The 26751-nt window shown below is 59.6% G+C and carries 20 protein-coding genes; 17 read left to right on the top strand and 3 right to left on the bottom strand.

What is annotated here, in order from left to right; all coding sequences use genetic code 11:
* The first annotated feature begins 28 nt into the window (after positions 1-28).
* From KKO72_RS17685 to KKO72_RS17635, 11 genes are all read left to right on the top strand, one after another.
* On the top strand, positions 29-1285 hold the full coding sequence (locus KKO72_RS17685) for a pyridoxal-dependent decarboxylase, exosortase A system-associated (protein WP_371736903.1): 1257 nt from the start codon (positions 29-31) through the stop codon (positions 1283-1285).
* Between the two features lie 6 nt (positions 1286-1291).
* Positions 1292-3253: a hypothetical protein gene (locus tag KKO72_RS17680; RefSeq protein WP_214942028.1), complete on the top strand. Its 1962-nt coding sequence runs from the start codon at positions 1292-1294 to the stop codon at positions 3251-3253.
* Between the two features lie 64 nt (positions 3254-3317).
* A complete protein-coding gene (locus tag KKO72_RS17675; protein WP_214942025.1) occupies positions 3318-4640 on the top strand; it encodes a UDP-glucose/GDP-mannose dehydrogenase family protein in 1323 nt (440 codons plus the stop codon).
* A gap of 71 nt (positions 4641-4711) precedes the next feature.
* Positions 4712-6082 (top strand): TIGR03013 family XrtA/PEP-CTERM system glycosyltransferase, encoded by a 1371-nt coding sequence (locus tag KKO72_RS17670; protein ID WP_214942023.1) that lies wholly within the window; start codon positions 4712-4714, stop codon positions 6080-6082.
* Between the two features lie 13 nt (positions 6083-6095).
* Positions 6096-8204, top strand: coding sequence for an XrtA/PEP-CTERM system histidine kinase PrsK (prsK, locus tag KKO72_RS17665; RefSeq protein ID WP_214942020.1), 2109 nt, complete (start codon positions 6096-6098; stop codon positions 8202-8204).
* Positions 8201-9559: a PEP-CTERM-box response regulator transcription factor gene (gene prsR, locus KKO72_RS17660; protein ID WP_214942017.1), complete on the top strand. Its 1359-nt coding sequence runs from the start codon at positions 8201-8203 to the stop codon at positions 9557-9559. The genes prsK and prsR overlap by 4 nt, the downstream gene beginning before the upstream one ends.
* 37 nt (positions 9560-9596) lie before the next feature.
* Positions 9597-12371 carry an XrtA/PEP-CTERM system TPR-repeat protein PrsT gene (prsT, locus tag KKO72_RS17655; RefSeq protein WP_214942014.1) on the top strand — a complete coding sequence of 925 codons (2775 nt, stop codon included), beginning with the start codon at positions 9597-9599 and terminating at the stop codon, positions 12369-12371.
* A 143-nt stretch (positions 12372-12514) separates the two neighbouring features.
* Positions 12515-13192, top strand: coding sequence for a hypothetical protein (locus KKO72_RS17650; protein WP_214942011.1), 678 nt, complete (start codon positions 12515-12517; stop codon positions 13190-13192).
* Between the two features lie 238 nt (positions 13193-13430).
* Positions 13431-14354 carry an HprK-related kinase A gene (locus KKO72_RS17645; protein WP_214942008.1) on the top strand — a complete coding sequence of 308 codons (924 nt, stop codon included), beginning with the start codon at positions 13431-13433 and terminating at the stop codon, positions 14352-14354.
* Positions 14336-15370, top strand: a complete 1035-nt coding sequence (locus tag KKO72_RS17640) for a nucleotidyltransferase family protein (protein ID WP_214942005.1) — start codon at positions 14336-14338, stop codon at positions 15368-15370. The genes KKO72_RS17645 and KKO72_RS17640 overlap by 19 nt, the downstream gene beginning before the upstream one ends.
* Positions 15371-15449: 79 nt before the next feature.
* Positions 15450-17414, top strand: a complete 1965-nt coding sequence (locus KKO72_RS17635; protein WP_214942002.1) for an ATP-binding cassette domain-containing protein — start codon at positions 15450-15452, stop codon at positions 17412-17414.
* 56 nt (positions 17415-17470) lie between these two features.
* On the opposite strand, the gene KKO72_RS17630 is transcribed toward KKO72_RS17635, so the two are convergent.
* Together KKO72_RS17630 and KKO72_RS17625 are read right to left on the bottom strand one after the other, a co-directional pair.
* Positions 17471-17959, bottom strand: a complete 489-nt coding sequence (locus KKO72_RS17630) for a MarR family winged helix-turn-helix transcriptional regulator (protein ID WP_214941999.1) — start codon at positions 17957-17959, stop codon at positions 17471-17473.
* A gap of 119 nt (positions 17960-18078) precedes the next feature.
* A complete protein-coding gene (locus tag KKO72_RS17625) occupies positions 18079-18831 on the bottom strand; it encodes a 4-hydroxy-tetrahydrodipicolinate reductase (RefSeq protein WP_214941996.1) in 753 nt (250 codons plus the stop codon).
* A gap of 141 nt (positions 18832-18972) precedes the next feature.
* On the opposite strand from KKO72_RS17625, the gene KKO72_RS17620 reads away from it, so the two are divergent.
* Entirely contained in the window at positions 18973-20310 is a 1338-nt protein-coding gene (locus KKO72_RS17620; protein WP_214941993.1) for a chloride channel protein, read from the top strand.
* Between the two features lie 159 nt (positions 20311-20469).
* Here KKO72_RS17620 and KKO72_RS17615 read toward each other — a convergent pair whose 3' ends face one another.
* On the bottom strand, positions 20470-21330 hold the full coding sequence (locus tag KKO72_RS17615; protein ID WP_214941990.1) for a M14 family zinc carboxypeptidase: 861 nt from the start codon (positions 21328-21330) through the stop codon (positions 20470-20472).
* 84 nt (positions 21331-21414) lie between these two features.
* Here KKO72_RS17615 and KKO72_RS17610 point away from each other — a divergent pair, with 84 nt between their 5' ends.
* The 5 genes from KKO72_RS17610 (at position 21415) to KKO72_RS17590 (ending at position 26729) form a co-directional block, all read left to right on the top strand.
* A complete protein-coding gene (locus KKO72_RS17610) occupies positions 21415-21939 on the top strand; it encodes a flavin reductase family protein (protein ID WP_214941987.1) in 525 nt (174 codons plus the stop codon).
* A gap of 113 nt (positions 21940-22052) precedes the next feature.
* Complete coding sequence (locus tag KKO72_RS17605) at positions 22053-23405, top strand: HD-GYP domain-containing protein (RefSeq protein WP_214941984.1); 1353 nt, start codon at positions 22053-22055, stop codon at positions 23403-23405.
* A 101-nt stretch (positions 23406-23506) separates the two neighbouring features.
* Positions 23507-25561, top strand: coding sequence for an elongation factor G (fusA, locus tag KKO72_RS17600; protein WP_214941981.1), 2055 nt, complete (start codon positions 23507-23509; stop codon positions 25559-25561).
* Positions 25562-25633: 72 nt separating this feature from the next.
* Positions 25634-26182 (top strand): menaquinone-dependent protoporphyrinogen IX dehydrogenase, encoded by a 549-nt coding sequence (hemG, locus tag KKO72_RS17595; protein ID WP_214941978.1) that lies wholly within the window; start codon positions 25634-25636, stop codon positions 26180-26182.
* 10 nt (positions 26183-26192) lie between these two features.
* Complete coding sequence (locus KKO72_RS17590; RefSeq protein WP_214941975.1) at positions 26193-26729, top strand: DUF2799 domain-containing protein; 537 nt, start codon at positions 26193-26195, stop codon at positions 26727-26729.
* Positions 26730-26751 lie beyond the last annotated feature (22 nt).

Below are 26751 nucleotides of genomic sequence, written 5' to 3'. Positions count from 1 at the left end.
GCCCCACCCCCGTCCAGCCCCCTCAGACATGACCCTCACCATGCAAGACGCGCCACCCTCTTTGCCCCAGCATGCGCCCATGACCCAGTTTGTGGTGAGCCAGGGTGAGTTGATGCCCGGCGGTGACAGCCTGTCACGCTTGGCCGCGCGGGTCGGACAGACCCCGTTTTATGCCTATGGCCGCGCCCAGATACGCCAGCGTGTGGCCGAGCTGCGCCAGGCCTTGCCGTCCAAAATCAGGCTGCACTACGCCATGAAAGCCAACCCGATGCCCGCCTTGGTGGGTTTCATGGCAAGCCTAGTGGATGGCCTCGACGTGGCCTCGGCGGGGGAAATGAAAGTGGCGCTGGATGCGGGTGTCAACCCCAAGGACATCAGTTTTGCCGGCCCCGGCAAACGCGATGCCGAGTTGCGCCAGGCGGTGGCGGCCGGAGTGTTGGTGAACATCGAGTCGTTCCGCGAGGTGGATGTACTGGCCCAGGCGTCCCAGACCCTGGGTTTGCCCGCCCGCGCTGCGGTGCGCATCAACCCCGACTTTGAACTCAAAAGCTCGGGCATGAGAATGGGCGGCGGGCCACGGCCCTTTGGTGTGGATGTGGAGCAAGTCCCTGCCCTGCTGGCCAACTTGGGCCGCGCCGGTCTGGCGTTTGAGGGTTTTCACCTCTACCCCGGCTCACAAAGCCTGAGCACCGAGGCCATCTGCCAGGCGTTGCAGCAGTCGTTTGACTTGGCACTGCGCCTGTCGCAACACGCGCCCGACAAGGTGCGGGTGCTGAACTTAGGCGGGGGCCTGGGCGTGCCGTATTTCCCCGGGGACAAGCCGTTGCAGCTGGAGCCGATTGGAGAGCAGCTGGAACGCCTGCTACAACTTGCCCAGGCCCACTTGCCACAGACCAGTCTGGTGCTGGAACTGGGCCGCTACCTGGTGGCCGAGGCCGGTATTTACGTGACACGGGTGATCGACCGCAAGTACTCGCGCGACCAGCTGTATCTGGTGGCCGATGGTGGGCTGCATCAACACCTGGCCGCCACCGGCAACTTTGGCCAGCTGCTGCGCAAAAACTACCCTGTTGCCATCGGCAACAAGATGGGACATCCGGCCACACAGGTCACCACGGTGGTGGGGCCGTCTTGCACACCGCTAGATGTGCTGGCTGACCGGGTGCCGCTGCCCGAGGCGCAGGTGGGTGATCTGCTGGTGGTGTTCCAGTCCGGGGCGTATGGCGCCAACGCCAGTCCGCACCAGTTTCTGACACACCCGCCGTGTGTTGAAGTGCTGGTGTAACCCCAGATGCGACTGTCTGGCCTGCTCTGCTGGCTGCTAGCGGGTGTCTGCCTGGTGGCCGGAGCGGGTCTGGCCGGACATCACCCGGTGTCACCGATGCTGGCTCTGGTGCTGCTGTGTATGGCAAGCTGCCTGGTGGCCTGGCAACCCCGGCTATGGTTGTGGCTGGTACCGGCCTGCCTACCCTGGCTCAACTTTTCACCCTGGACCGGCTGGCTGATGTTTGAAGAGTTCGACATCTTGCTACTGGGCGCCCTGGCAGGGGGCTACGCCCAATTGGCATGGAACAAACCGGCAGGCCCCAAAAAGCTGCCCCGCAGTGCAGGGCACTGGCTGATGGTTCTAGTGCTGGCCTCAGGTGTGATCTCGCTGTGGCGCGGCCTGGCTGATGCGGGTGGGCTGTCTTTTGACTGGTTTGCCAACTACAGCGATGCATTGAACAGCTGGCGGATCTTCAAAAGCCTGGGCTTTGCCACCCTCTTTTTGCCGCTGCTGCGGCGTGAGTTGTCCCAGTCGACACGCCTGGCCACCACGACGCTGGCAACCGGTGTGGTCAGCGGGCTGGCACAGGTGGTGCTGGCCACACTATGGGAGCGGGCCGCTTTCCCGGGACTGCTGGATTTTTCCAGCCCCTACCGAACAGTAGCCTTGTTCTGGGAAATGCATGTGGGGGGTGCCGCCATCGACACCTATCTGGCGATGACCGCGCCCTTTGTGGTGTGGGCTTTGTATGCCACACGTCAACCCGCCTTGTGGGCCAGCCTGGCGATGCTGGCTTTTTGGGGTGGCTACATCTGTCTGACCACCTTTGCACGCGGCGTTTATCTGGCCGTGCTGGCACCGCTGTTGTTGCTGGCCGGTTTGCTATGGCTGCAAAACCAGGCTCGCCGTGGCCGCAGTGCCTGGCAGGGTCTGCGCCAACAGATGGGCGCACCGGGCTGGCGGCTCAAGGCCAGCGTGGTGTTGGTGCTGGCTTTGGTCCTGGAAGTGGTCGGTGTGCTCGAAGGCGGCAGTTTCATGTCGGAACGCCTGGCCAGCGCCGGACAGGATCTCTCCAGCCGGATGGCGCACTGGAAAAGCGGCGTTGGCCTGCTCAAACATCCGAGCGACTGGCTGCTGGGCAAAGGACTGGGGCGCCTGCCTGCCAACTACGCAGCCCAGGTACCTTTTGAGGAGTTTCCAGGTGACGCGAGGCATCAGCAGCAAACCCGGGACGGGCAAGCCGAGCAACAGTTTGTCACCCTCTATGGCCCCAAAACCCAGGAAGAACTTGGCGGCGTTTTCGAGCTGACCCAGCGCGTTGCGCTCACCGAACCCGAGTTTCACCGGGTGCGCCTGACCGTGCGGGTCAGACAGACGACCCGGATGGAGCTGTTTTTATGTGAACGCCACCTCTTGTACGACCGTGCATGCCAAGCCGCCTTCTTGCTTATCCAACCGGCAGAAGGTGTTGATTCCTTCGCCTGGCAGCCCATCACCGTGGCGCTGCAAGGCCCGTCTTTGGGCTCCGGGCGCTGGTTCGCACCCCGGCTCAAGATGTTTTCCATCTCAGTGATGGATGCCGGTGCTCAGGCCGATGTGGACAACATCGTGTTGACCGGCCGCAGACCACACAATCTGCTGACCAATGGCGATTTTTCTGCCGGTCTGGCACGCTGGTTTCCCGCAGCTCAGTCGTATTTTGTGCCATGGCATCTGGATAATCTGGTGCTGGAACTGCTGGTGGAGCGTGGTGGGCTAGGTCTGCTGGCATGTTTGCTGCTTATTGGTTATGCGTTGTGGCAGTTGGTGCTGGGGCGCGCCAGTTTGCAGCCAATAGCACCTTACCTGGCGGCATCTCTGGTGGCCGTTCTGCTGGTCGGACTGGTGAGCAGTGTGATGGACGTGCCACGGGTTGCGTTTCTTCTCTTCCTGCTGGTTTTCCTGACGATCTCATTGTCAGAGATGCCCCAGAACGCCGTGGGGTAGGCGGCATTAAATCGTTGTTTTGTTGTGATAATGTTCTGAAATAAAAGCTGTTTAGGGTTTGCTCATGAAAATCACCGTGATTGGCACCGGCTACGTTGGCCTGGTGTCTGGGACTTGTCTGGCTGAAGTAGGTAACGACGTGCTCTGCTTGGACGTGGATCCGGCCAAGATCAAAATTCTTGAAGATGGGGGCATCCCGATTTTTGAGCCTGGTTTGCAGGACATGGTCAAACGCAATGTGGCAGTTGGGCGACTGCACTTCACCACCGATGTCGAGCGCGCAGCGCACTTTGGCACGGTACAGTTCATTGCCGTGGGCACGCCGCCTGACGAAGACGGCTCGGCCGACATGAAATATGTCACCGCCGCCGCACGCAACATCGGCAAGTTCATGACGGACTACAAGGTGGTGGTTGACAAGAGCACGGTGCCCGTGGGTACAGCCGATGCCGTGCGGGCAGCTATTACCGATGAACTGCAAAAACGCGGCGTTGACACGCCCTTCAGCATCGTCTCCAACCCCGAGTTCCTCAAGGAAGGCGCAGCCATTGAGGATTTTATGAAGCCCGATCGGATCATCGTCGGTTGTGACGACGAGCAGGCCGCCCACAATATGCGGGCCCTGTATGCCCCGTTCCAACGCAACCACGACCGGATGATCCTGATGGACATCCGCAGCGCGGAACTCACCAAATACGCCGCCAACGCCATGCTCGCCACCCGCATCAGCTTCATGAACGAACTGGCCAACCTGGCCGAGAAACTCGGTGCTGACATTGAACATGTGCGCCGGGGCATCGGCTCGGACCCGCGCATTGGCTACGATTTCTTGTACGCCGGTGCCGGTTACGGTGGCTCGTGTTTCCCCAAGGACGTCAAGGCATTGATCAAAACAGCCGCAGTGGATGCGGGCATCCACCTCAAAGTTCTTAACGCGGTGGAAGAAGCCAACGACCTGCAAAAACATGTTCTGGGCAACAAGATCAAGGCGCGTTTTGGCGCTGATCTGACGGGCAAACACTTTGCGCTGTGGGGCCTGGCCTTCAAGGCCAACACCGACGACATGCGCGAAGCCACCAGCCGCGAAGTGATCAAGGATCTGATCGCTGCTGGCGCCACCGTCACGGCCTACGATCCAGTGGCCGGCACCGAGGCCAGACACTGCTTCCCCAATGAGCCGCGTTTAAGTTATGCCGACAACCAGAATGCTGCCCTCGACAATGCGGACGCACTCGTCATCGTCACCGAATGGAAGGAATTTCGCAGCCCCGACTTTGACAATCTGAAAGCCAAACTCAGGAACCCGATCATTTTTGATGGCCGCAACCTCTACGACCCAAAAACGGTGCGCGGGTTGGGGTTTGAGTACTTGGCCATTGGGCGCTAGGGACGTGCTGTCGGCGCGCCATTCGGCGCGCCCAACAAACGGCCGACCTGGTTGATGCTGCAGAGGACTCCATGATCAAAATATTCAACCACTATTTTCACAAACGAACCCTGTTCCAGATTGGTCTGGATCTGTTGCTGTTGCTGTTGATTGCCTTGATCACCTCAACAGCGCATGAATCACAACACACCGTCCTGGGGTCCAAAGCCGCCATGACCTTTTTGGTCCTGACCGGCGCCATGATGGTTCTGAACGCCAGTCTGGGTTTTTACCAACGTGTACATAACCGCTCATTAGGACAAACCAGCGCACGCGCGGTGCTGGCCTTGTTGTGTATGGCTCCAGTGATTCTGGGCTTGGCGACCCTCTATTTCGATGCAAGATCTTTCGCCTTGACCCTTCTTTCCGCGATTGCGCTGATGTTGCTGCTACGTGTGTATGTGATGCATTTCACACCACGTAACCTGATGCGCCAGCGCGTCCTGGTATTTGGCACGGGCTCACGCGCCCGCTTGGTGGGCACCGCCTTGCTCAAGTCCGACCCGACCGTGGACCTGGTTGGTTATTACGCCGGCCCGAACGAACAAGAAGCCATGGTGTCCGCCTGGGGCTTGCTGTCCATGTCGAATTCACTGACCGACATCGTCAAGGACCAACAGGTTGATGAGATTGTGGTGGCCCTATCCGAGCGGCGTGGTGGCAGCATGCCGCTGCGTGAGTTGCTCGACTGCAAGCTGCAGGGGGTCAAAGTGGTGGACATTGCCACCCACTTTGAGCGAACCCTAGGTCAGATCCGGCTGGAGTCCCTGTCAGCCGGTTGGTTGATTTTTGGTGATGGTTTTGGTACTGGCTGGTTCAGGGCCTTCATCAAACGGGTGTTTGACATCGTCTGCGCCAGCATCCTGATAGTACTGGCTTTGCCGGTGATGCTGATCACCGCGCTGCTGATCGTGCTGGAGGATGGTTTCCCAATCCTGTATTTTCAAGAACGTGTGGGACAGAACGGACGGCTTTTTAATGTGGTGAAGTTTCGCAGCATGCGCACCGATGCCGAGAAGGATGGCAAACCCCGCTGGGCAGCGGCCAAAGACGACCGTGTGACACGTGTTGGCCGGGTGATTCGCAAGCTGCGTATTGACGAGTTGCCGCAATTGTTCAGCGTGCTGGCTGGCGCCATGAGCATGGTCGGCCCGCGCCCGGAGCGCCCCTTCTTTGTCGACAAGTTGACGCAGGAAATTCCATACTACGCGATCCGTCACAGTGTCAAACCAGGCGTCACCGGCTGGGCTCAGGTGCGCTACCAATATGGCTCTTCGGTTGAAGACGCGGCCGAGAAGTTGCAGTATGACCTGTATTACGTCAAGAACCACTCCTTGCTGCTGGACATCGTGGTGATGTTCGAGACCATTGGTGTGGTGGTGATGCGCAAGGGCGCTCAGTAGGCCTTCGGCCATCATGAACAGCGGCAACCTCGATTTGACCGCCTGGAGCGGTGGGCTGGCTGGGGTGTGCTACACGGTCTTTGCATTGCGCTTGCTGCAATCGGGCTACCTGAAGACGCTGCAAGAAACCTCCAAGCTTGCAGTGCTGGGCGCGGTGTTGCTGAGCGCCTTGTGGGGATGGTCCACGTTGCTGCAGATGCAAACACAAGCACCGCTGCTGCCTCTGCTGACCATCCTGCTCGACCAGTTGCGTTACGCCGCGTGGTTCGCTTTTCTGCTGCTCCTGCTGCGGACCAACCGTGCTGGCAAGGCGTCGACTGGCTATAGCCTGATCATCTGGGCCGTACTGCTGGCCGTCTCTGGCCCTTTGTCTCTGGTATTGACCGCCCTGGAAACATCCAGCGTGGGAGAGCCCACACGCTGGATGTTGTTCAGCGCCATGGCCATGCCGGTATTTGCCCTGGTGCTGCTCGAACAGGTTTTTCGCAACGCAACGGAAGATTCACGCTGGAACATCAAGCCTCTGTCGCTTGGGTTGGCAGGCAGCTTTCTATTTGATCTGTATTTGTTTTCTCAAGCGGTGTTGTTCAACCGCCCGGACGAGGACGCCTTGAGCATCCGTGCTGGTGTGCACGCCCTGATGATGCCGCTACTGCTGCTCTCAAGCACCCGACGCAGCGACTGGATCGCCAAAATCCAGCTTTCCCCCAAAGCAGCGTTCCATTCGGCCACGCTGTTGATCGCTGGCGTCTACCTCATTTTTATATCTGGCGTGGGTTACTACGTACGCTACTTTGGCGGCGAATGGGGACGCGCGCTGCAGTTGGGCCTGGTGGTGTTCGCCCTGATTGTGCTGATGATGCTGGCGCTATCAGGGACCATGCGGGCCAAGCTTAAAGTGTTCCTGGGCAAACATTTCTTCCGTTACAGGTACGACTATCGCGAGGAATGGCTGAAGTTCACCCGCGCTCTGTCAGCCAGCAGTTCGCCGCAGGAGCTGGGTTCTCAGGTGGTGCGCGGCCTGGCCGAGATGGTGGAAAGCCCGGCTGGCGGGCTGTGGTTGCGTGCCCAAGGCGAGGCCGCTTTCACCCAGACTGCACGCTGGAACCTGGCCCCCACAGAAGACAAGGAGCCCTTGGACACGGCGATGTGCCAGTATCTGGCCGATGGAGGCAGGCTCATCAACCTCGAAGACTACCGTTCGGCCTCCAGGCGCTACGGCAGCTTGAAAATTCCCGTCTGGCTGCAGGAACTGCCGCAGGCGTGGCTGGTGGTGCCACTGATGGTGGGTGAAGAGCTGACTGGCTTTGTGGTACTTGCCAGCGCACGCACCTTGTTTGATGTGAACTGGGAGGTCAATGACCTGTTGAAAACAGCCAGCAAACAAGCCGCCAGTTATCTGGCCCAAATGCAGGCGACTGAAGCGCTGCTGGAAGTGCGCAAATTTGACGCTTTCAACAAGATGTCGGCGTTTGTGGTGCACGACCTCAAAAACATCGTGACACAACTCTCGCTCATGATGAAAAATGCCAAACGGCTGGGTGACAACCCAGAATTTCAACAGGACATGTTGATGACGGTGGAGAACTCGCTGGACCGCATGCGCCAGCTGATGTTGCAACTGCGGGAAGGCGCTACTCCACCGGGCAAGGCTTTTGGTGTCAACCTGAGTGCCATCGTCACGCGGGTGCAAGCAGTAGCGAAGGCACGCGGGCGCACGCTTGAAGTGTTGGCACTTGAACCGGTCGATACCCGCGGACACGAAGAGCGGCTGGAGCGCATCATCGGACATGTGGTGCAAAATGCCTTCGATGCGACCGACCCCAGCGGCCATGTCTGGCTGACATTGGAGCGCGCTGGTGGTCAAGCCAGCATTGTGGTGAAGGACACCGGCCAGGGCATGACGCAGGACTTCATCCGCGATCGGCTGTTCAAACCGTTTCAAACCACCAAACAGGGCGGCATGGGTATCGGTGCTTACGAAAGTTTCCAATATGTGCAAGAGTTAGGTGGCAAGATTGACGTCCAGAGCGAAGTGAATCAAGGCACCACCGTGACCCTGCTGTTGCCACTGTTTGAGACCCAGAAAAATTCCGACCTACATTCCCTGGAAAGCGCATGACCTCCGAAAAATCTCGCCCCTTGATGATTGTTGAAGACGATCTGGCGCTGCAAAAGCAAATCAAGTGGTCACTGGACCGCTTTGACACCGTTACCGCCAGTGACCGCGAAACGGCCTTGCTACAGTTACGCAAGAGCCTGCCAGCGGTGGTGACCATGGACTTGGGCCTGCCACCTGATGCCGACGCTGTGTCAGAGGGCTTCAGGCTACTTGAACAGATCATGGCATTTGACCCGGACATCAAGGTCATTGTGCTGACAGGTCAGAATGACCAGGCCAACGCGCTACGCGCCGTGGCCATGGGGGCCTACGACTTTTTTGCAAAACCTTTTGAACCCGAACTACTGAACCTGACGGTGGAGCGTGCTTTCCGCTTGTTTGAGTTACAGGCCGAAAACAAACGCCTGCGCGCTCTGCATCAGCCGGACGCGCTGGCAGGCCTGACCACCCGTGACCCACAGATGATGCGCATCTGCCGCACCATTGAAAAGGTCGCAGCCAGCAACGCCACCGTCATGCTGTTGGGTGAAAGTGGCACCGGTAAAGAGGTGTTGGCACGCGGGTTACATCAGGCGTCGCCGCGGCGGGCCGAGAAGTTTGTGGCCATCAATTGCGCCGCCATTCCTGAGAATCTACTGGAGAGTGAGCTCTTTGGTTATGAAAAGGGCGCTTTCACCGGGGCTGCCAAAACCACGCTGGGCAAGATCGAGACCGCCAATGGCGGCACCTTGATGTTGGATGAAATTGGCGATTTGCCCTTTCATTTGCAGGCCAAGCTGCTCCGTTTTTTGCAAGAAAGAACGATTGAACGGGTCGGTGGTCGACAGGAAATTGCCGTGGATGTGCGCATCGTCTGTGCCACCCACCAGGACCTCATGGCTCTTGCCAAGGAAAACCGGTTCCGAGAAGATTTGTATTACCGCTTGGCAGAAATTGTGGTCAACATCCCGCCACTGCGTGACCGTGTGGGTGACTCAGCGCTGCTGGCGCACGCCTTTGCCCGTCGATTTGCGCAGGAACAAAACCGGGCTTCGCTGACGCTCAGTGAAGATGCGGTCAAGGCCATCGAGCAACACCCCTGGCCCGGCAACATCCGCGAGTTGGAAAACTGCATCAAACGCGCTGTCATCATGGCCGATGGTAACCAGATCACCCGCGAAGATGTTGGCCTGCAGGCGGCCAGTGACGCGCTGGACACCTCGCTGGATTTGCGCGTCATCCGCGACAACGCTGAAAAAACAGCCATTCTGGCGGCACTGGGCCGCGTGAACGGCAATGTGCTCAAAGCTGCGGAGTTGTTGGGTGTAAGCCGCCCCACGCTGTACGATTTGATGCACCGGCTCGGGTTGAAATAAGTTCTTCGTTCACATCATTTCCATCCAGGGGTCTGCCATGAGAATCACAAAATATCCTACACGTGCTGCACTGTCAGTGCTGCTGGTGTCTCTGCTGTTGGTGGCTTGTGGCGACAAGCCCGAAGCCATGATCAGCTCTGCCAAAGACTATCTGGCCAAGAATGACAGCAAGGCCGCAGTCATCCAGATCAAAAACGCGCTGCAAAAAAAACCGGACATGCCAGAGGCGCGCTTTTTGCTAGGCAAGACTCTATTGGAAAGTGGTGACGTGGCGGGCGCAGAAACCGAGCTGCGCAAAGCTCTGGCACTGAACTTTCCACAAGACCAAACCCTCCCCTTGCTGGCCACCGCACTGCTGGCCCAAGGTCAAGCCAAAAAGCTGACCGATGAATTTGGGAAAGCCAGCTTGACAGATAAGACCGCGCAAGCCTCACTGCTGACCAGTCTGGCTGGTGCCTACGCAGCGCAGGGGCAAATAGAGCCGGCACAGACTGCACTGAGTGCGGCTTTAGCAGCTGCGCCGGACTACGCACCTGCCAAGCTGATTCAAGCACGCCAGAAAGGTGGCCAACGCGACTTTGATGGCGCGCTGGCCATTGCCGATGAAGTCATTTCCAAAAACCCGCAAAGTTTTGAAGCCTGGAAGCTCAAAGGTGACCTGCTGCGTTACGCCAAAAACCAACCGACCGAGGCTTTGGCGGCCTACCGCAAGTCGGTCGAGATCAAACCTGATTTTCTGGCAAGCCAGGCTGCTGCCGTCACCTTGTTGTTACAACAGAACAATTTGCCTGGTGCAGCCAGCCAGATTGAACAGTTGAAAAAAGTCGCAGCCAACCACCCCCAGACCAAGTTCTTGGAAGCCAATCTGGCCTATCAGAAAAAGGACATGAAGGCCGCACGCGAGTTGACGCAGCAGGTTTTGAAAGCTGCGCCCAACAGTGTGCAAGGACTACAACTGGCTGGCGCCATTGAGCTGCAACTCAACTCGCCATTGCAAGCTGAGGTCTATTTGAACAAGGCGCTACAAGCTGCACCCAACCTGCCGCTAGCCCGCCGCTTGCTGGTGATGACTTATCTGCGATCCGGCCAGGCCACCAAAGCACTGGACACCCTGAAGCCGGGTTTGGTCGGTGACAATATCGATCCCGGTCTGTATGCCGTTGCGGGCGAGGTGTACCTGCAGAACAATGACGTGAAGAAAGCTGAGGAATACTTCACCAAGGCCACGCAACAAGACCCAAAAAACGCCAGAAACCGCACCTCGCTGGCGCTGACCCATATGATTAACGGCCAGGTGGACAACGCGTTTGGTGAGTTACAGAACATTTCGGCATCCGACAGTGGCATCACAGCCGACTTGGCTCTGATCAGTGCCCATTTACGCCGCCAGGAACTCGACAAAGCACTCAAAGCCATCGATGCCCTTGAGAAAAAGCAAGCCGACAAACCTCTGGCAGCCAATCTGCGCGGACGGGTCCTGCAGGCCAAGCGTGACTTGCCTGGCGCCCGCAAGAGTTTTGAACGGGCTTTGCAGATTGACCCCATGTTCTTCCCGGCTGTCGCCAGCTTGGCGGGCTTGGATCTGGCTGACAAAAAACCGCAAGATGCCAAAGCACGCTTTGACGATGTGCTGGCCAAAGACCCCAAAAATGGCCAGGCGCTACTGGCGCTCGCTGAGCTAGCTGGCAGAACAGGCGCCAGCAAGGACGAGGTCGGCAAACTGATCACCAACGCTGTTTCAGCTAACCCCACAGAGGCGGCGCCACGCCTGCTGCTGATTGACTTCCATTTGCGCAACAAGGATGTGAAACTGGCAACGTCAGCTGCACAAGATGCAGTCGCCACGTTGCCAAACAGCCCGGAACTGCTGGACGCTTTGGGCCGCACCCAGCTTGCTGCAGGTGAATTCAACCAGTCCATTGCCAGCTTCAACAAACTGGCTGGCTTGCAACCGCTGTCACCACAACCCTACTTGCGCTTGGCCGATGTACACATGGCCAACAAAGACAAAGTCGCCGCCGCTGCCAGTCTGCGCAAGGCGTTGGATATCAAGCCTGACTTGCAGGCGGCCCAGCGCGGCAGCATCCTGCTGGACATGGATGGCAAAAACATCAGTGGAGCCTTGGCCACAGCCAAGACCATGCAAAAACAAGGCCCCAAGGATGCGGTGGGATATGTATTGGAAGGTGATATCAACGCCTCCCAGAAGAACTGGAGTGCGGCCGCCAACGCCTATCAGACAGGTCTGAAACAAGCCAGCTCTGCCGAACTGGCCGTCAAGTTACATTCGGTGTTGTTGGCAGCGGGCAAAACAAGTGAGGCCGAGAAGTTTTCCGCAACTTGGCAAAGAGACCAGCCCAAAGACGCCGTCTTCTTGTTGTACCTGGGTGACGGTGCCATCAACCGCAAAGACTATTCGGGCGCTGAGAAGTTGTACGCCCATGTGACTCAACTGCAGCCCAACAACGCTGTCGCCTTCAACAACCTGGCCTGGGTCACAGCACGGCTCAACAAGGACGGTGCCATCGCCTTGGCTGAAAAGGCCAATGCCCTATCACCTAACCAACCAGCCTTTATGGACACCCTAGCGGTGTTGCTGTCAGACAAGGGCGACTACACCAAAGCGTTGGAAGTGCAAACCAAGGTAGTCACACTGCAACCTGAGAATCCGATATTCAAGCTGAACTTGGCCAGAATCCACATCAAGGGTGGCAAGAGAGACCTAGCCAAGGTGCAACTGGATGAACTTTCAAAGCTGGGGGATAAGTTTGGGGGGCAGAAGGAAGTGGCCGAATTAATGAAGTCTTTGTGACTTGGGTCTGCTGTTTGTAACTGTCGGTATTATTTACATACAACCCGGTTTTAACGGGCGATATATTGAAAAGTCCTGCAATATCAACAATGTGTGGCCGTTGGCGCACAATTTGCTTGATCAAGCGAATACGAGGTGAGCTTATGAACGAAACACAAACTGAATCTTTGCCACAGCCCGTTGAGTCAACTCAAGCGACTGGTATTGCACGTCGGCGGTTGTTGCGTGCTGGCTTGGCTGCTGGGCCTGTGGTGCTGGCCTTGAGCGGACGATCAGCCATGGCATGCACCGGCTCAACACCGCCCAAAGGACTATCTGCCGCCGCTTGGGCTTCCTTTGAAGCAAATGGTGGCTGTGCGGCCAAATCGTTCTCTGTACCTGTCAAACAATATGCGCTTTGCGGAACTCCACATTCTTGGGACCCCAAAACCAATCCGGGATGTGTCAAAAACTGGCCAATATCCAAGTGCACTCCGTTTAACGCCATTAACAAGAAATCGATGGGGCAGATTTATAGCAATCAGATCCCGAGTTGCAACCCTAACGACATTGATACCAATCACACGGCGGGTTGGAATTCAGGCACAAGTTTTTACAACGCTTTGAAGTGCGGCCCATCAACGTCTATCAGCTCCATCCTGATCAACGATCCTAGCTCATTGAATGCCTATATTTGCGCCGCCTACTTGAACCATTGCACAAACTCCGAATACGCATTGTCGCTTCAAGATATCGTGGACGTTTACAACAGAAAAATCGGAAGCAAGCGCAACTGCTCGGATGATGAATGCAAGAGATTTCTCGCGCAAACAATGGGTTGATACCGTCTGTTGATTCTTTGGCAGATTTGACCAGCGTTCAATTCAGCGGAGAAGATCAAGTCGTCTTGTTCATGCCCGATTCAGGAGATGTTTTCAGGTGCAGCGCCTCACGCTGGCTTGAGTTGCGTAACAGCCGGTCCAACGAATCATCGGATCTCAAAGAACTGCTGGTCAAGTTAGGAATTTGGGCTGACAACTGAGTCTGAAATCTGCTTCGTTTTGCACTGACAATGACAACATGACGTCAGCGCCAGTCGCCAACTATTCCGAACTTCAAGTTGCCAACGCATTGGGTGGTGAGGGTTTTGGACTTGAACTAGGTCGCTTTCGCTGCCTGCTACGGTCTGACTCTGATCTGATCGCTCCGCGCCTGCGACTGCTTTATCAGGATTATTTTGCACACCTGTCGCCAACCGGCTTTTACGACTTCCGCGTTAGCCTGAACAGAACTCGTCAATCTTTTTGGAAACCCTGGGAGATTGAGTTTGACTGGGCAGGAAACAGCGCACTGCAGGCGCTGCCTCTGGCTCACGCCCATCCCCTGTTTGAATGGGGCCTGAACTGGTGTGTGGCAACTGCCAGCGGTGCACACACCGTGATCCACTCGGCAGTGGTGGAGCGTGATGGATTGGCAATGGTGTTGCCTGGGTCACCCGGATCGGGCAAAAGTACCCTGTGTGCCGCGCTGGCGTTGACCGATTGGCGCTTGTTATCGGACGAGCTGACGATCATCTCGCAGCTAGATGGCAAGGTGCAGCCGGTGCCACGCCCCATCAGCTTGAAGAATCAGTCCATCGACATCATCAAGGCCTTTGTGCCGTCTGCTGAACTGACCCCCCCTGTGGTCGCTACCCACAAAGGTGCGATTGCTTACGCCCGACCACCCAGAAGTGCTGTGCAGGCCAGCCACCAGACGGCTCCCGTGGGGTATGTGGTGTTTCCGAAGTTTGTACCGGGTGCACAACTGGACTTTGAGCCTTTGAGCCGCGCCGAGGCTTTGTCAGAACTGATGGAAAACACCTTCAACGTGGGTTTGCTTGGCGCTGAGGGGTTTGCGTCTTTGGCCCGGGCGATTGCCGATGCCAAGTGTTACGCGGTGGAATACGGTGATCTTGCGTCGATCGTGAACTGGGTGAACACAACATGCCGACCCAGCGCCTGATACACCTGCTTAATGCGCCCCAGAGTGTCTCGGAGGTAACTGATGCGCAGTGGAATGGAGTCGTCGAGGCAGGACGCAAAAATCAATTACTTGGCCAGCTGGCGGCAGCGCTGCGTCGTGCGGGTGTGTTCGAGCTGATTTTGCCTGCCGTTCAACGGCATCTGGCGCTCGATGAACTGACCGCCCGGCGACGCGGTGAAGCAGCCTTGTGGGAACTCAAAGGCATGCGCCGGGCAATTGACCCCAGCATCCCCCTGGTGGTGCTCAAAGGCTGCGCCTACATGGTGGCGGGTGACACCAATGCCGGTGGTCGGCTGTTCTCGGACGTGGATCTGATGGTGCCGCGCGCCAATCTGGACGCCGTGGAGTCCTCTTTGATCAGCGTTGGCTGGAAGCCCAGCCTTGTGAATGACTACGATCTGGCGTACTACCGCAACTGGATGCACGAGGTGCCGCCGATGGAGCATGTGCGCCGCCACACCGTGTGTGACCTGCACCATGCGATCAACCCGCCGGTGTCACGCTACTACATTCCTCCGGAAAAGCTGTTTGCGCACCTGGTGGAAGTGTTGCCCGGTATCCACGTGTTGTCACCTACCGACCGGGTCATTCACTGCGCCCTGCATTTGCTGCAGGAAGGTGAACCCAAGAAGTTAATCCGTGACTTGTACGACTTGCACTTGTTGCTACAGCAGCACTTTGGCGCAGACCAGGGCCTGACGCCACTGCTTTTGCGGGCCGATGAACTGGGCGTAAGTGCACCAACAAGAACAGCGGTCGCTGCCGCGCAGAGCCTGTTCATTGACAACACAACAGCGCAGGTCCCCAAAGGCTGGTTGCAAAAGCAGGTAGAAATAGCGGCTTTGAGCACTCTGGACAAAGGCCATCTGTCAGGTGAACTGGCCGGTTGGGCGGTGCTTGCCCATTCCCATTGGATGAAGATGCCCTTGCGCCTGCTTGTGCCGCATCTGACCCGAAAAACTTGGCAGACCTGGTTTCCGGACAAGGAAGTCTAGGTGTCCTGCCAACTGACAGCTGGCTCGACAACGAGCGGTTGACTCGTCCAACAGCCCGCCAGCGGATAATCCCGCCCCTATGGCACTCATCACACTTCTAGACGCCCAGCTGGCATTCGGGCACGTGGCCCTGCTCGACCACGCTGATTTTTCCGTTGAAACGCAGGAGCGCGTTGGGCTGATTGGCCGCAACGGCGCGGGCAAGTCCAGCATGCTCAAAATCCTGGGTGGTCTGGACAAGCCCGACGACGGCACGACGCAGGTACAGAACAACATCCGCATTGCCTACGTCGCGCAGGAGCCGCAGCTTGACGCTGAAGCTACTATTTTTGAAGCTGTCAGCGAAGGTTTGGCAAGGGTCAGAGCCCTGATTGATGAATATTCCGAGGGGCATGGCGATCTGGACGCGATGCAAAGCGAGATCGAGTCGCTGGACGGCTGGAACTGGGAACAACGTGTGGGTGAAACCCTGCACCGCCTGCACCTGGAGCCCGATGCCATCGTGCGCACCCTCTCCGGCGGCAACAAGAAGCGTGTCGCCCTGGCGCAGGCACTGGTGGCCGCACCCGACGTGCTGCTGCTGGACGAACCCACCAACCACCTGGACCTGGACAGCATCGAGTGGCTGGAAGGCCTGCTGTGTGAGTTCAAGGGCAGCATCATCTGTATCACCCATGACCGCTCCTTCCTCGACAACGTGGCAACTCGCATCGTTGAATTGGACCGTGGAAAATTGCTCTCGTACCCCGGCAATTTCGCAGCCTACCTGGTCCAAAAAGAGGAGCAGCTGGCGCAAGAGGCGGTGATCAACGCCCGTGCCGATAAACTGCTGGCGCAGGAGGAAATCTGGATCCGCAAGGGTGTGGAAGCACGCCGTACCCGCGCCCAGGCCCGCATCGTGCGCCTGGGTGAGTTGCGCGCCAAACACCAGGCGCGTCGCGAAGCGGTGGGCAGTGTCAACATGGATGTGGTCACCGGCGGCGCCAGCGGCAAGCTGGTCGCTGAACTGACCCATGTGTCCAAGAGTTTTGGCGAGCGCAAGATCGTGGATGATTTTTCGGCCACCATCCTGCGTGGCGACAAGATTGGTCTGCTCGGCCCCAATGGCGCCGGCAAAACCACCCTGCTCAAGCTGATTCTGGGTGAGCTCCAAGCCGACCCGGCACCCGCCAACTCCCCCGCGCCCGAGCCCGGCCACAGCCCCTGGGGCACGGTGCGCCAGGGCGCCAACATCTCGGTCGCCTACTTTGACCAGATGCGCAATGCGCTGGATCTGGACGCCACGCTGGAAGACTTCATCAGCCCCGGCTCCGAGTGGATCGAGATCGGCAACCAGAAAAAACACGTCAAGAGTTACCTGGGTGATTTTTTGTTCTCCCCCGCACGTGCCAACTCACCAGTGCGCAGTCTGAGCGGTGGCGAGCGCAACCGCCTGCTTTTAGCGCGCCTGTTTGCCCGACCGGCCAATGTGCTGGTGCTGGATGAGCCGACCAACGACCTGGACATCGACACCCTCGAACTGCTCGAAGACCTGCTGCAAAACTACGACGGCACGGTGTTTCTGGTCAGCCATGACCGCACCTTCCTCGACAACGTGGTCACCAGCACCATCGCTTATGAAGGCGACGCCAAGTGGCGCGAGTACGAGGGCGGCGTGACCGACTGGCTGGTGCAGAGCAAACGTGCTGCCGAGATCGCAAAGAGCAAAGGCCAAAAAGCCCCCAAGCCCTTTCATTACGAGCGCGAACAGCTCTCAAAAACGCAGCAAACCAAGCCACCTGAGGCACCCGCCCCAGCGCCTGCAGCCCCAGCACCCAAGACGCGCAAGCTCAGCTTCAAGGAACAGCGCGAACTCGATGGTCTGCCTGACCTGATTGCCAAGCTGGAAGCCGAGCAGGCCGAAGCGGTGGCCTTGCTGGCCGACGGCAGTCTGTATGCAGTGGACAACGCCCGCGCCCTGAAACTCGCCGCGCGCAGCGCCCAGATTGACGAAGAGCTAATGGCCGCACTGGAGCGCTGGGAAATTCTGGGCAACCCCGCTTGACCTGAACCTAGCGCAAGGCCTGCGTGCGCGGCAGCTGGCGGCGGCAAACCCTCAGATCACAAGTCCGCCAGGGGAATACCACCGGCTGACTCGTCCACCCGCAAAAGTGCAATCAGCTCGGCCAGGTCATGGTCCAGCTGTTGCAAGGTGTGTTCAGGCAACTGGGCCAAGGCATCGGGCAGCACACCCTCAAACGGTCCCGGAGACTTGGCCAGCAAGGCCTGCGCTGGGGGCAAGATAAACAGCTGAACCTGGCGTTTGTCAACCTGGCCTTTGTCGGCGCGGATCAGGCCCTTGGTCTGCAGTCCTTTGACCAGATTGCTGGCGGTGGACTGGTGTACATCCATGCTGCGGGCCAACTCACCCAGACCCACGCCGGGCTGGTCGCGGATCACACTCAAGGCCCAGACCTGGGCGCCGCCTAGGCCCACCTGTTTTTCGACTTGTTTGAAATGGGTGCGCACGGCGTTGAACACAACGCGGAAACGGCGCAACACCTGGGTCGATTGCGCCGACTTGGCGCGAGAGGCTTCCGAGGGTGACATAAACAACGGCAAATGATGAAACAGGCGCCATGATAGTGGCCTGACTGCCCCACAGCCACTGGTCGGCACCCGAGCAGAGCAGAGCAGAGCAGAGCAGAGCAGAGCCGAGCCGAGCCGTGTCAGGCGGGCGGCGCCTGAAGCAGCTCCTGGCGCACCAGGCGCATCATCAGGTCGTCAAAGGTGTAAAACCCGTTCTCACATTCGGAGAGCTGTTTCAGCGCAAATACGGCACCGGTACCAAAGGCACGCCGCTCGATCGAGTTGTGGATCAGGCGCACGGTCTGGTGTGGAAAACCAAAAATCACCTCGTGGTGGCCAATGATGCCGCCCAGTCGCAGCGAGGTGATCCGATCATCTTCCACCTGCAGGCTTTGTGCGATCTTGCGTGCGGTGCCGGAGACTTCTGGTTTGTCGCGAAAGTGCTGCTCCAGGATCTCGACATCGGCAAACGGTGCGATCCGGCGCAGCAGTTTGGCTGCCAGAATCAGGAAGTTGATGCCTAAGGTGATGTTGGGGGAGCACATCACCCGGGTGTCACGCCCCAGATCACGCGCAAAGTCCAGGTCAGCTGGGCTGTAGGCCGAAATCGCGCTGACCAACATGATGTGGCGCTGGCGCAGTGCTTCACCATAGGCGTGCAGGCTCTCGGCCTGTGAGAAATCCACCAGCGCATCCACCGGGTGGGCATCGAGCCAAGCTGCCCAGTCCGACGCACCCAGCCCCACCAGCGGGATGCTGGTCTCGGGCACAGTCTGCGCCGCCGGGCTGGTCGACTTGCGCACCACCCAGGCCAACTCAAAACCGGGGGTGTCATGCAACACCCGCGCCACCGCCTGCCCAGCCTTGCCGTAACCCACCAAACCAACTTTCATGTTGTCACCTCCTGTCGTGTTGTGTGTTGTGACGCCAGCATCGGTGCGCCAAGGCCCAATATAACAAACTACATTTGTATCAATGTATCATCCCCCCATGCACTGTGATGGTATGCGGCGTTGCGCCCACTCCCCCAAACAATGAACCTCGACGAACGCAGTTCCACCCTCCTGCAGGCTTTGCGCCACGACCTCTCCAACTGGCAACTCTGGGCAGCACGCGCGGTGGTGATTGGTTTTGCCGCATTGGCGGGCCTGACCGTGGTGGCCCTGACCTGGCTGACCGAACGTGCCTTCGGTCTGTTTGAGCAGTTACACAGCGTGGTGGCCTGGGCCCCGTTGGTGTGGACCCCGCTGTGCACCGCTGCCATTGTTTGGGTGATGCGCCGGTACGCCATGGGCGCGTCGGGCTCTGGCATCCCGCAAGTCATGGCTGCGATGGACGGCTCTGTGGCACCAGAGCAGCGCCATCTGTTTGTGTCGCTCAAACTGACCTTGAGCAAAATGGCCCTGACCAGCTGCGGCCTGCTGGGTGGTCTGTCGCTCGGGCGCGAAGGACCCAGCGTGCAGATTGCCGCAGGTGTCATGCACCACGCCCGGCGTTACCTGCCCGCCAATGCCCCGGTGTCGCACAACGGCCTGCTGATGGCGGGTGGCGCCGCGGGTATTGCGGCGGCCTTCAACACACCGCTGGGCGGCATCATGTTTGCGATTGAGGAGTTGTCGCGCCGCCCGGAACAGCGCAACACCGGTTTGCTGCTGGCCGCCATTGTGCTGAGCGGCTTGATGGCCGTCTCCGTCTATGGCAACGCCACCTACTTTGGCGTGATCCGGGTGGACCAGCTGAGCCTGGCGCTGCTGTGGCCGGGTCTGCTGGTGGCGCTGGCCTGCGGTCTGGCCGGTGGCTTGTTTGCCCGGGTGCTGTTGCTGTCGGTGCGTGGTAGCTCGGCAGATTGGTTCAGCCGCTGGCGGCAAAGCTCACCAGTGGCTTTTGCCGCCGCCTGTGGCCTGGTGGTGGCAGTGATCGGGCTGGTCAGCCACGACAGCACCTTTGGCACCGGCTACCACCACAGCCGCAGCCTGCTCGAAGGCGGGGGTGAAACCACGCCGCTCTACACCCTGCTGAAATTCCTGGCCACCTGGATCACCGCCTGGTCAGGTGTGCCCGGCGGCATCTTTGCACCGGCCTTGTCGATTGGTGGCTCTCTGGGCAATGACGTGGCCCAACTCACCCACTATGCCAATGCACCGACCCTGATCGCGCTGGGCATGGCGGGCTTTCTGGCGGCAGTGACCCAGGCGCCTCTGACCGCCTTCATCATCGTCATGGAGATGGTGGACGGCCATGCCCTGGTGTTGAGCCTGATGGCCACCGCGCTGGTGGCCAGTGGTGTGTCGCGCCTGCTGTCGGCACCGCTGTACCAGGCGATGGCCCACTTGCAGCTACAACGCCTGCCCCAGCACAAACCACCCACCTGAGCTGCAGCCCCACAACAGCCGACCAAAAAAAGGAGCCCCGCGGGGCTCCAAACTCGTCTGTCTTTCCGCTGACTGCCACCGGAACGACCTGCAAAGTATATTTGCACAAATTTATTTAGATCCAAGGGTAAACCCTTGGTGTGCGACACCCCTGGCAGTTCAGGGCGTGGTCAGCGGCACCTGAGCCAGTGCGGGTCTGTCCTGCGGCTCGGGAAGGGGCAGTGTTTTGTCCATCCAAAGCCGCAGATCACGCCACATCTTGGCCATCTCGTCGCTGCTGGGTGTGCGCAAGGCGTTGGGCAACTCGACCGTGACCACCGGAATGCCGCGCTGTACCCCGCTGTAGTTGCCCAGGGAACCCGGGAACACACCCACCTGGTCCAGGTACAAGCGCCCCAGGCGCGTGGGCGGCAACACTGGGCCGTCAAAGTCCAGCACCCCATACGGCGCGTGGATGCTGACGATCAGTTGCGGGTCAAAGCGGCCGATTTCGTCAAACAGGTACTTGGCCTCGGGCTCGCTCAAAGGGCTGGGGCCGGGCCAGCGGCGCGGGTCCTTGCGGGTGCGCTGCTCCCAGTAGACCTTGGTCTCACGCTGCCAGTTGGGGGTGGGGAAGTTGCGGTTCAGGTCCACCCCGTGGGCGTTCATGCGCCAGGGTGTGCGCCGCGCCAAACCGTCTGGGTTGAGCACCGGGACAAAGCGCCAGTGGGTCTGCGCCGGTGCTGCCTGCGCCATCTGCAACCAGTGCAGCGCCACCGACGCGGCCGACAACTCGTCACCATGCATGGTGGCCAACACCAGTACCCGACGTTGCGCCTGTGGCGTGGCCAGATCACGCACCAGGATGGCCCGCCCCTGCACACTGCGTGCGCCGCTGGGCCGCAGCTGAGCGGCCTGGCACAGGGCCGGTGAGACATTCGGGATTTTGGTATAAAAATCGGTACAAGCCCTTGCAGCATAAGGGCTTGCAGCTATTAAAAACGCAACGCCCAGGGCGTGTGACTTCAAACGGATCAACATGCCAAGGATTCTAAGAAAGCTTTTTGATGGGCCGATAAGCCCGCCAAACACGCCAGAGCGCCGTTTTCGGGTAGATTCAGCGCGATGTTTTCAAGTTCACACCGCGCCCAGGCGCAAGCGCCCGCTTTCTCCAGCACCGAATTTCGCACCGCCCTGGGCATGTTTGCCACAGGGGTGACCATCGTCACCGCCCGCACACCGGCGGGGGCGCTGGTCGGGCTGACCGCCAACTCGTTCAACTCGGTGTCGCTTACACCCCCGCTGGTATTGTGGAGCCTGTCACAGGCCGCCAGTTCGATGGAGGCGTTTGCCCAGGGTTCCCACTACGCCATCAACATCCTGGCGGCTGACCAGCAAGCGCTGGCGCTGCGGTTTGCCTCGCGTAGCGCCGACCGTTTTGCCGACCTGGAGTTCACCGAGGGCCACAACGGCGCCCCGTTGATCAGTGGCAGCGTGGCCAGTTTTGAGTGTTTCAACCGCAGCCGTTATGCCGAAGGTGACCACGTGATTTTTGTCGGCGAGGTGGAGCACTGCAGTTGCCGCGCCGGCGCCTCACCGCTGCTGTACCACGGTGGCAAGTTTTACACAGAGCACCCTCTTTACTATTGATAACATAGTAATTAGCCCTTATGCAATAAGGGCTAGAGGTCGATTTTTCTTAAAATCTGCGGCACCCTTGTGCCTGTGCACAACGGCCTGACGATGCTTGACCGGAGCCCAACATGCAGTTCCTGAAGCTCTCCGAACTCATGGCTGCACTCAGCCACGCGCTGGACATCACCGAAGGCCAGCCTGAGGGCCACTGCGTGCGCTGCTGCTGGATCGGCATGCACATCGGCCAGAAGATCGGCCTGGACAACGACGCACTCTGGACGCTCTACTACACCCTGCTGCTCAAGGACCTGGGTTGCTCCAGCAACGCGGCACGCATCTGCGAGCTCTACGTCACCAACGACCTGCAGTTCAAACGCGACTTCAAATGGGTGGACGGCAGCCTGCCTCAGGTGCTGCGTTTTGTGCTGCGCCACACCGGGCCGGCTACGGGTCTGCGTGAACGGCTCAAGGCGCTGGGCGGCATCCTGAGCCACGGCGACGAGATCGCCCAGGAGCTGATCCAGACCCGCTGCACCCGTGGTGCCGATATTGCACGCCAGCTGCGCTTTCCCGAAGCGGTGTCGGCAGGCATCCACGCGCTGGACGAGCACTGGGATGGCCGTGGCCGCCCTGACAAGTTGGTGGGCCAGGCCATCCCGCTGCCAGCGCGGATTGCGCTGCTGGCCCAGGTGATTGATGTGCACCACGGCGCCCAAGGCCGCCACACGGCCTTGGCCGAAGTCAAGGCACGTGCGGGCAGCTGGTTTGACCCGGCGCTGGTGGCCGCTTTTGAGTCTGTGGCACAGGCCGACAGCTTCTGGCAGGTTCTGGCGGCCCCGGCAGTCCAGGTGGAACAGGCGGTGTACGCGCTGGAGCCCGGTGGCCATGAGGTCAGCATCACCGAAGACTACCTGGACGACATTGCTGAAGCCTTTGGCCAGGTGGTGGATGCCAAGAGTCCGTTCACCGCTGGCCACAGCGCCCGCGTGGCCCTGTACACCGCGCTGCTGGCTGAGTCGATGGATGTGCCCGAGGCGCGGCGGCGCTGGCTCAAGCGTGGCGCGCTGTTACACGACGTGGGCAAATTGGGGGTGAGCAACAGCATTCTGGACAAACCCGGCAAGCTTGATGCGGCAGAGTGGCAGGCGGTGCAAAAACACGCCAGCTACACCGAAGCCATCCTGAGCCGGGTGCGCATTTTTGACGAACTCGCACGTGTGTCGGCGGCGCACCACGAGCGCCTGGACGGCCAGGGTTACCCGCGCGGCCTGCTGGCCCAGGACATCACGCTGGAGACCCGCATCATCACCACCGCTGACATTTTTGACGCCATCACCGCCAAGCGCCCCTACCGCGATGCGGTGCCGCTGGCACAAACCCTGGCCATCATGCAAGACAGTGTGGGCAGTGCGATTGATGCTCGCTGTTTTGACCAACTGCAACAGGTCATCACGCAAAACCGGGCACTTTTTCCGCCTTGAGGCAAGCATTTTTTGACGTTTGCTCAACTTTTAAAACAATTGTCAAAAAGTGAAGCGCCAGCGTAAACTCGTGACTCATTCCAACCTTTCACGAGCTTTGTATGAGCCTCCCATCCAGCGAAAACATCCGTGCCGTGGCCCTGGTGGGTCACGGGTCTGTGGGCAAAACAACTCTGGTGGAGAGCCTGCTGGCTGCCACCGGCGCCATCACCAGCCGGGGCGCGGTGGACAAGGGAAACACCGTCTGTGACTTTGACCCGATTGAAAAACAGCTCGGCCACTCGCTGCAGTCGGCCCTGGTCAGCCTGAGCAGCAACAACACCCACATCCACCTGCTCGACACCCCCGGTTACCCTGACTTTGCCGGGCAGGCCATCAGCGCACTGGCTGCGGCTGACACCGCGCTGATTGTCATCAGCGCCCAGACCGGCATCGAACTCACCACCGAACGCATGTTCACTCTGGCCGGTGAACGCGGTCTGTGCCGCATGATCCTGATCAACAAGATCGATGCCGACAACATCGACCTGGGCGCGCTGGTGGACAACATCCGCGAACGTTTTGGCAAACAATGCCTGCTGCTGGACCTGCCCAGCCACCACGCACAAGAGGTGGTGGAGCTGCTGGGCCACGACGATGGCGAAAGCGACTTTGCCAGCGTGGCCGCCGCCCACCGCGCGCTGATCGACCAGCTGATCGAGGAGGACGACGAATTGATGGCGCGTTACCTCGAAGACGGCACCGACCCCAGCCCGCAGGAGTTGCATGCGCCGTTTGAGAAAGCGCTGCGCGCCGGGCACCTGATCCCGATCCTGTTTGTCTCGGCCAAAACCGGCGCTGGTGTGCCTCAGCTGCTGGACGCCCTGGTCAAGCTGGCACCAAGCCCAATGGAGGGCAACCCGCCGCCCTTCTACAAGGGTGAGCCTGGGGCTGAGCCCAGCGCTTTTGCCGCCCAGCCCGACCCCAGCCTGCATGTGCTGGCCCATGTGTTCAAGGTGGTGATGGACCCGTTCATCGGCAAGGTCTGTGTGTTCCGCGTGCACCAGGGCACGGTGCGCAAGGACAGCCAGCTGTTTGCCGGGTCCAGCAAACGCCCGTTCAAGGTCAACCACCTGTACCAGCTGCAGGGTAAGGAGTATGTCGAGGTGGAGGCGCTGGTGCCCGGTGACATCGGTGCCGTGGCCAAGGTCGACGAGATCAGATTTGACAGCGTGTTGCACGACTCCCACGACGAGGACCACATCCAACTCAAACCGCTGACCTTCCCGCAGCCGATGCAGGGCCTGGCGGTGCAGACCCAGCGCAAAGGCGACGAGCAACGTCTGTTCGAGATCCTGCACAAGCTGGAAATGGAAGACCCCTGCTTCACGGTGGAGCGCCACCCGGGCACCAACGAGACCGTGATCCGTGGCCTGGGCGACATGCACCTGCGCGCCAAGATGCTGCGCATGCAGCAGCAGTTCAAGCTTGAACTCAGCACCAGCGAACCCCAGATCGCTTACCGCGAAACCATTCTGGGCCAAGCCGAAGGCCACTGCCGCCACAAGAAACAAAGTGGCGGCGCCGGTCAGTTTGGCGAGGTGATGTTACGCGTGGCACCGCTGGCACGTGGCGCCGGTTTCGAGTTTGAGGACGTGGTCAAGGGCGGCGCGATTCCGGGCGTGTTCATGGCCGCGGTGGAAAAAGGGGTGTTGCAGGCGCTCAGTGAAGGTGCAGTGGCGGGTTTCCCGGTGCACGACCTGCGGGTGACGGTGTATGACGGCAAAACCCACGCAGTGGACGGCAAGGAGGTGGCCTTTGTGGCCGCCGCCCGCAAGGCCACGCTGGAAGCCGTCCGTGCCGCCTCGCCGGTGGTGCTGGAGCCAGTGGTGAGCATCGAGGTGGTGGCGCCGGAGTCCAGCATTGGTGATTTGACCGGCGACCTGGCCAGCAAACGTGGCCATATCACCGGCACCCAGCCGCGCCCGATGGGCACGGTGGCCATCAGTGGTCAGATGCCGCTGGCCGAACTGGGTGACTACCAGAGCCGATTGAAGTCACTCACCGGCGGCCAGGGGTCGTACAGTCTGGCCTTTTCACACTACGCCCAGGTGCATGAAGACATGCAGGCCAAGCTGACAAGCCAATTCAAGCCCGGCAACCTGACCGACGATTGATGACATTTGTCAGCCCACGGGTCGGCGCAAGCCACTAAGATCGCGCCGACCTGTTCACCACACCTTGCAACCGTGCCACACCACACCCTTCTCATCTACTCCACCGTTGACGGCCACACCCGGCATATCTGCGAACGCATGAAATTTGTTTTGACGGCGCTGGGGCAACAGGTCAGCCTGGTGCCGCTGGACCAGGCCGAATCGCTGGATCTGGCGTCGTTCGAGCGCATTGTCATCGGCGCCAGCATCCGCTACGGCAAACACCGCCCGCAGGTCGCCCAGTTCATCAACAAACACCAGCCGCTGCTGGAGCGCAAGGCCAGCGCCTTGTTCAGCGTCAACGTGGTGGCGCGCAAACCCGAGAAAAACCAGCCACACACCAACCCCTACATGGTCAAACTGCTGCGGCAACTGAGCTGGAAGCCGCAGCTGGCGGCTGTGTTTGCCGGGCGGCTCAACTACCCGGCGCTGGGTTTTGTGGACAAGCAGATGATCCGTTTCATCATGCTCATCACCAAAGGCCCGACCGACGCCACCAAGGCCTTTGAGTTCACCGACTGGGCGCAGGTGGAAGCCTTTGCCCACCAGGTGGGTGCCCTGCCGCTGCCGTCCCAGGCCTGAGCGCTGCGCCATGTTCCTGCACCGAGCCCTGAGTCTGCTGTTGTTGAGTGCGCTGCTGGCTGGGTGTGCGTCGATGTCGGAGTCCGAATGCCAGGTGGCCGACTGGGGCCGTGTGGGGCGCAATGACGGTGCGCGGGGTGAGCCCGAACGCAGACTGGCGGATTACACCGAAGACTGTGGCAAAACCGGGGTGGTTCCCAACGCGCAGGCCTATCGCCAGGGTTGGGACACCGGTATCCAGCGTTTTTGCACAGCGGCCAACGGTTGGCAACAAGGGCTGCAAGGACGTGCCGACAAAGCACAGCTGTGTGCGACGCAGCCCGGCGCGGAAGCTTTTACGCGTTATTTGAACGCGGGTCTGCAGGTGCACCAGACCCAGGAACGCATGCGCCAGAACACCCAGGAAATCCAGCGCCTGCACAAGAAGCTGGAGTCTGCGGCCAGTGACGACGAGAAGCGCCGTATTCGGCGCACTCTGCAAGACATTGACCAGGACCAGTTCAGGCTGCGCATGTACATGGGCCAGCAGCAGATGCTGGCGCCCTGAGCAACCGCAGGTTGCTGCGTCT

The sequence above is a fragment of the Rhodoferax sp. U11-2br genome, from assembly GCF_018619435.1.
GTDB lineage: Bacteria > Pseudomonadota > Gammaproteobacteria > Burkholderiales > Burkholderiaceae_C > Rhodoferax.
The sequence above is the reverse complement of the archived record's forward strand: the minus strand, read 5'-3'. Positions and strand labels throughout refer to the sequence as shown.

Coding starts and splice junctions, on each gene's coding strand:
- KKO72_RS17685 (WP_371736903.1), top strand. CDS start 29: ATGACCCTCACCATGCAAGACGCGCCACCCTCTTTGCCCCAGCATGCG.
- KKO72_RS17680 (WP_214942028.1), top strand. CDS start 1,292: ATGCGACTGTCTGGCCTGCTCTGCTGGCTGCTAGCGGGTGTCTGCCTG.
- KKO72_RS17675 (WP_214942025.1), top strand. CDS start 3,318: ATGAAAATCACCGTGATTGGCACCGGCTACGTTGGCCTGGTGTCTGGG.
- KKO72_RS17670 (WP_214942023.1), top strand. CDS start 4,712: ATGATCAAAATATTCAACCACTATTTTCACAAACGAACCCTGTTCCAG.
- prsK (WP_214942020.1), top strand. CDS start 6,096: ATGAACAGCGGCAACCTCGATTTGACCGCCTGGAGCGGTGGGCTGGCT.
- prsR (WP_214942017.1), top strand. CDS start 8,201: ATGACCTCCGAAAAATCTCGCCCCTTGATGATTGTTGAAGACGATCTG.
- prsT (WP_214942014.1), top strand. CDS start 9,597: ATGAGAATCACAAAATATCCTACACGTGCTGCACTGTCAGTGCTGCTG.
- KKO72_RS17650 (WP_214942011.1), top strand. CDS start 12,515: ATGAACGAAACACAAACTGAATCTTTGCCACAGCCCGTTGAGTCAACT.
- KKO72_RS17645 (WP_214942008.1), top strand. CDS start 13,431: ATGACGTCAGCGCCAGTCGCCAACTATTCCGAACTTCAAGTTGCCAAC.
- KKO72_RS17640 (WP_214942005.1), top strand. CDS start 14,336: ATGCCGACCCAGCGCCTGATACACCTGCTTAATGCGCCCCAGAGTGTC.
- KKO72_RS17635 (WP_214942002.1), top strand. CDS start 15,450: ATGGCACTCATCACACTTCTAGACGCCCAGCTGGCATTCGGGCACGTG.
- KKO72_RS17630 (WP_214941999.1), bottom strand. CDS start 17,959: ATGTCACCCTCGGAAGCCTCTCGCGCCAAGTCGGCGCAATCGACCCAG.
- KKO72_RS17625 (WP_214941996.1), bottom strand. CDS start 18,831: ATGAAAGTTGGTTTGGTGGGTTACGGCAAGGCTGGGCAGGCGGTGGCG.
- KKO72_RS17620 (WP_214941993.1), top strand. CDS start 18,973: ATGAACCTCGACGAACGCAGTTCCACCCTCCTGCAGGCTTTGCGCCAC.
- KKO72_RS17615 (WP_214941990.1), bottom strand. CDS start 21,330: ATGTTGATCCGTTTGAAGTCACACGCCCTGGGCGTTGCGTTTTTAATA.
- KKO72_RS17610 (WP_214941987.1), top strand. CDS start 21,415: ATGTTTTCAAGTTCACACCGCGCCCAGGCGCAAGCGCCCGCTTTCTCC.
- KKO72_RS17605 (WP_214941984.1), top strand. CDS start 22,053: ATGCAGTTCCTGAAGCTCTCCGAACTCATGGCTGCACTCAGCCACGCG.
- fusA (WP_214941981.1), top strand. CDS start 23,507: ATGAGCCTCCCATCCAGCGAAAACATCCGTGCCGTGGCCCTGGTGGGT.
- KKO72_RS17590 (WP_214941975.1), top strand. CDS start 26,193: ATGTTCCTGCACCGAGCCCTGAGTCTGCTGTTGTTGAGTGCGCTGCTG.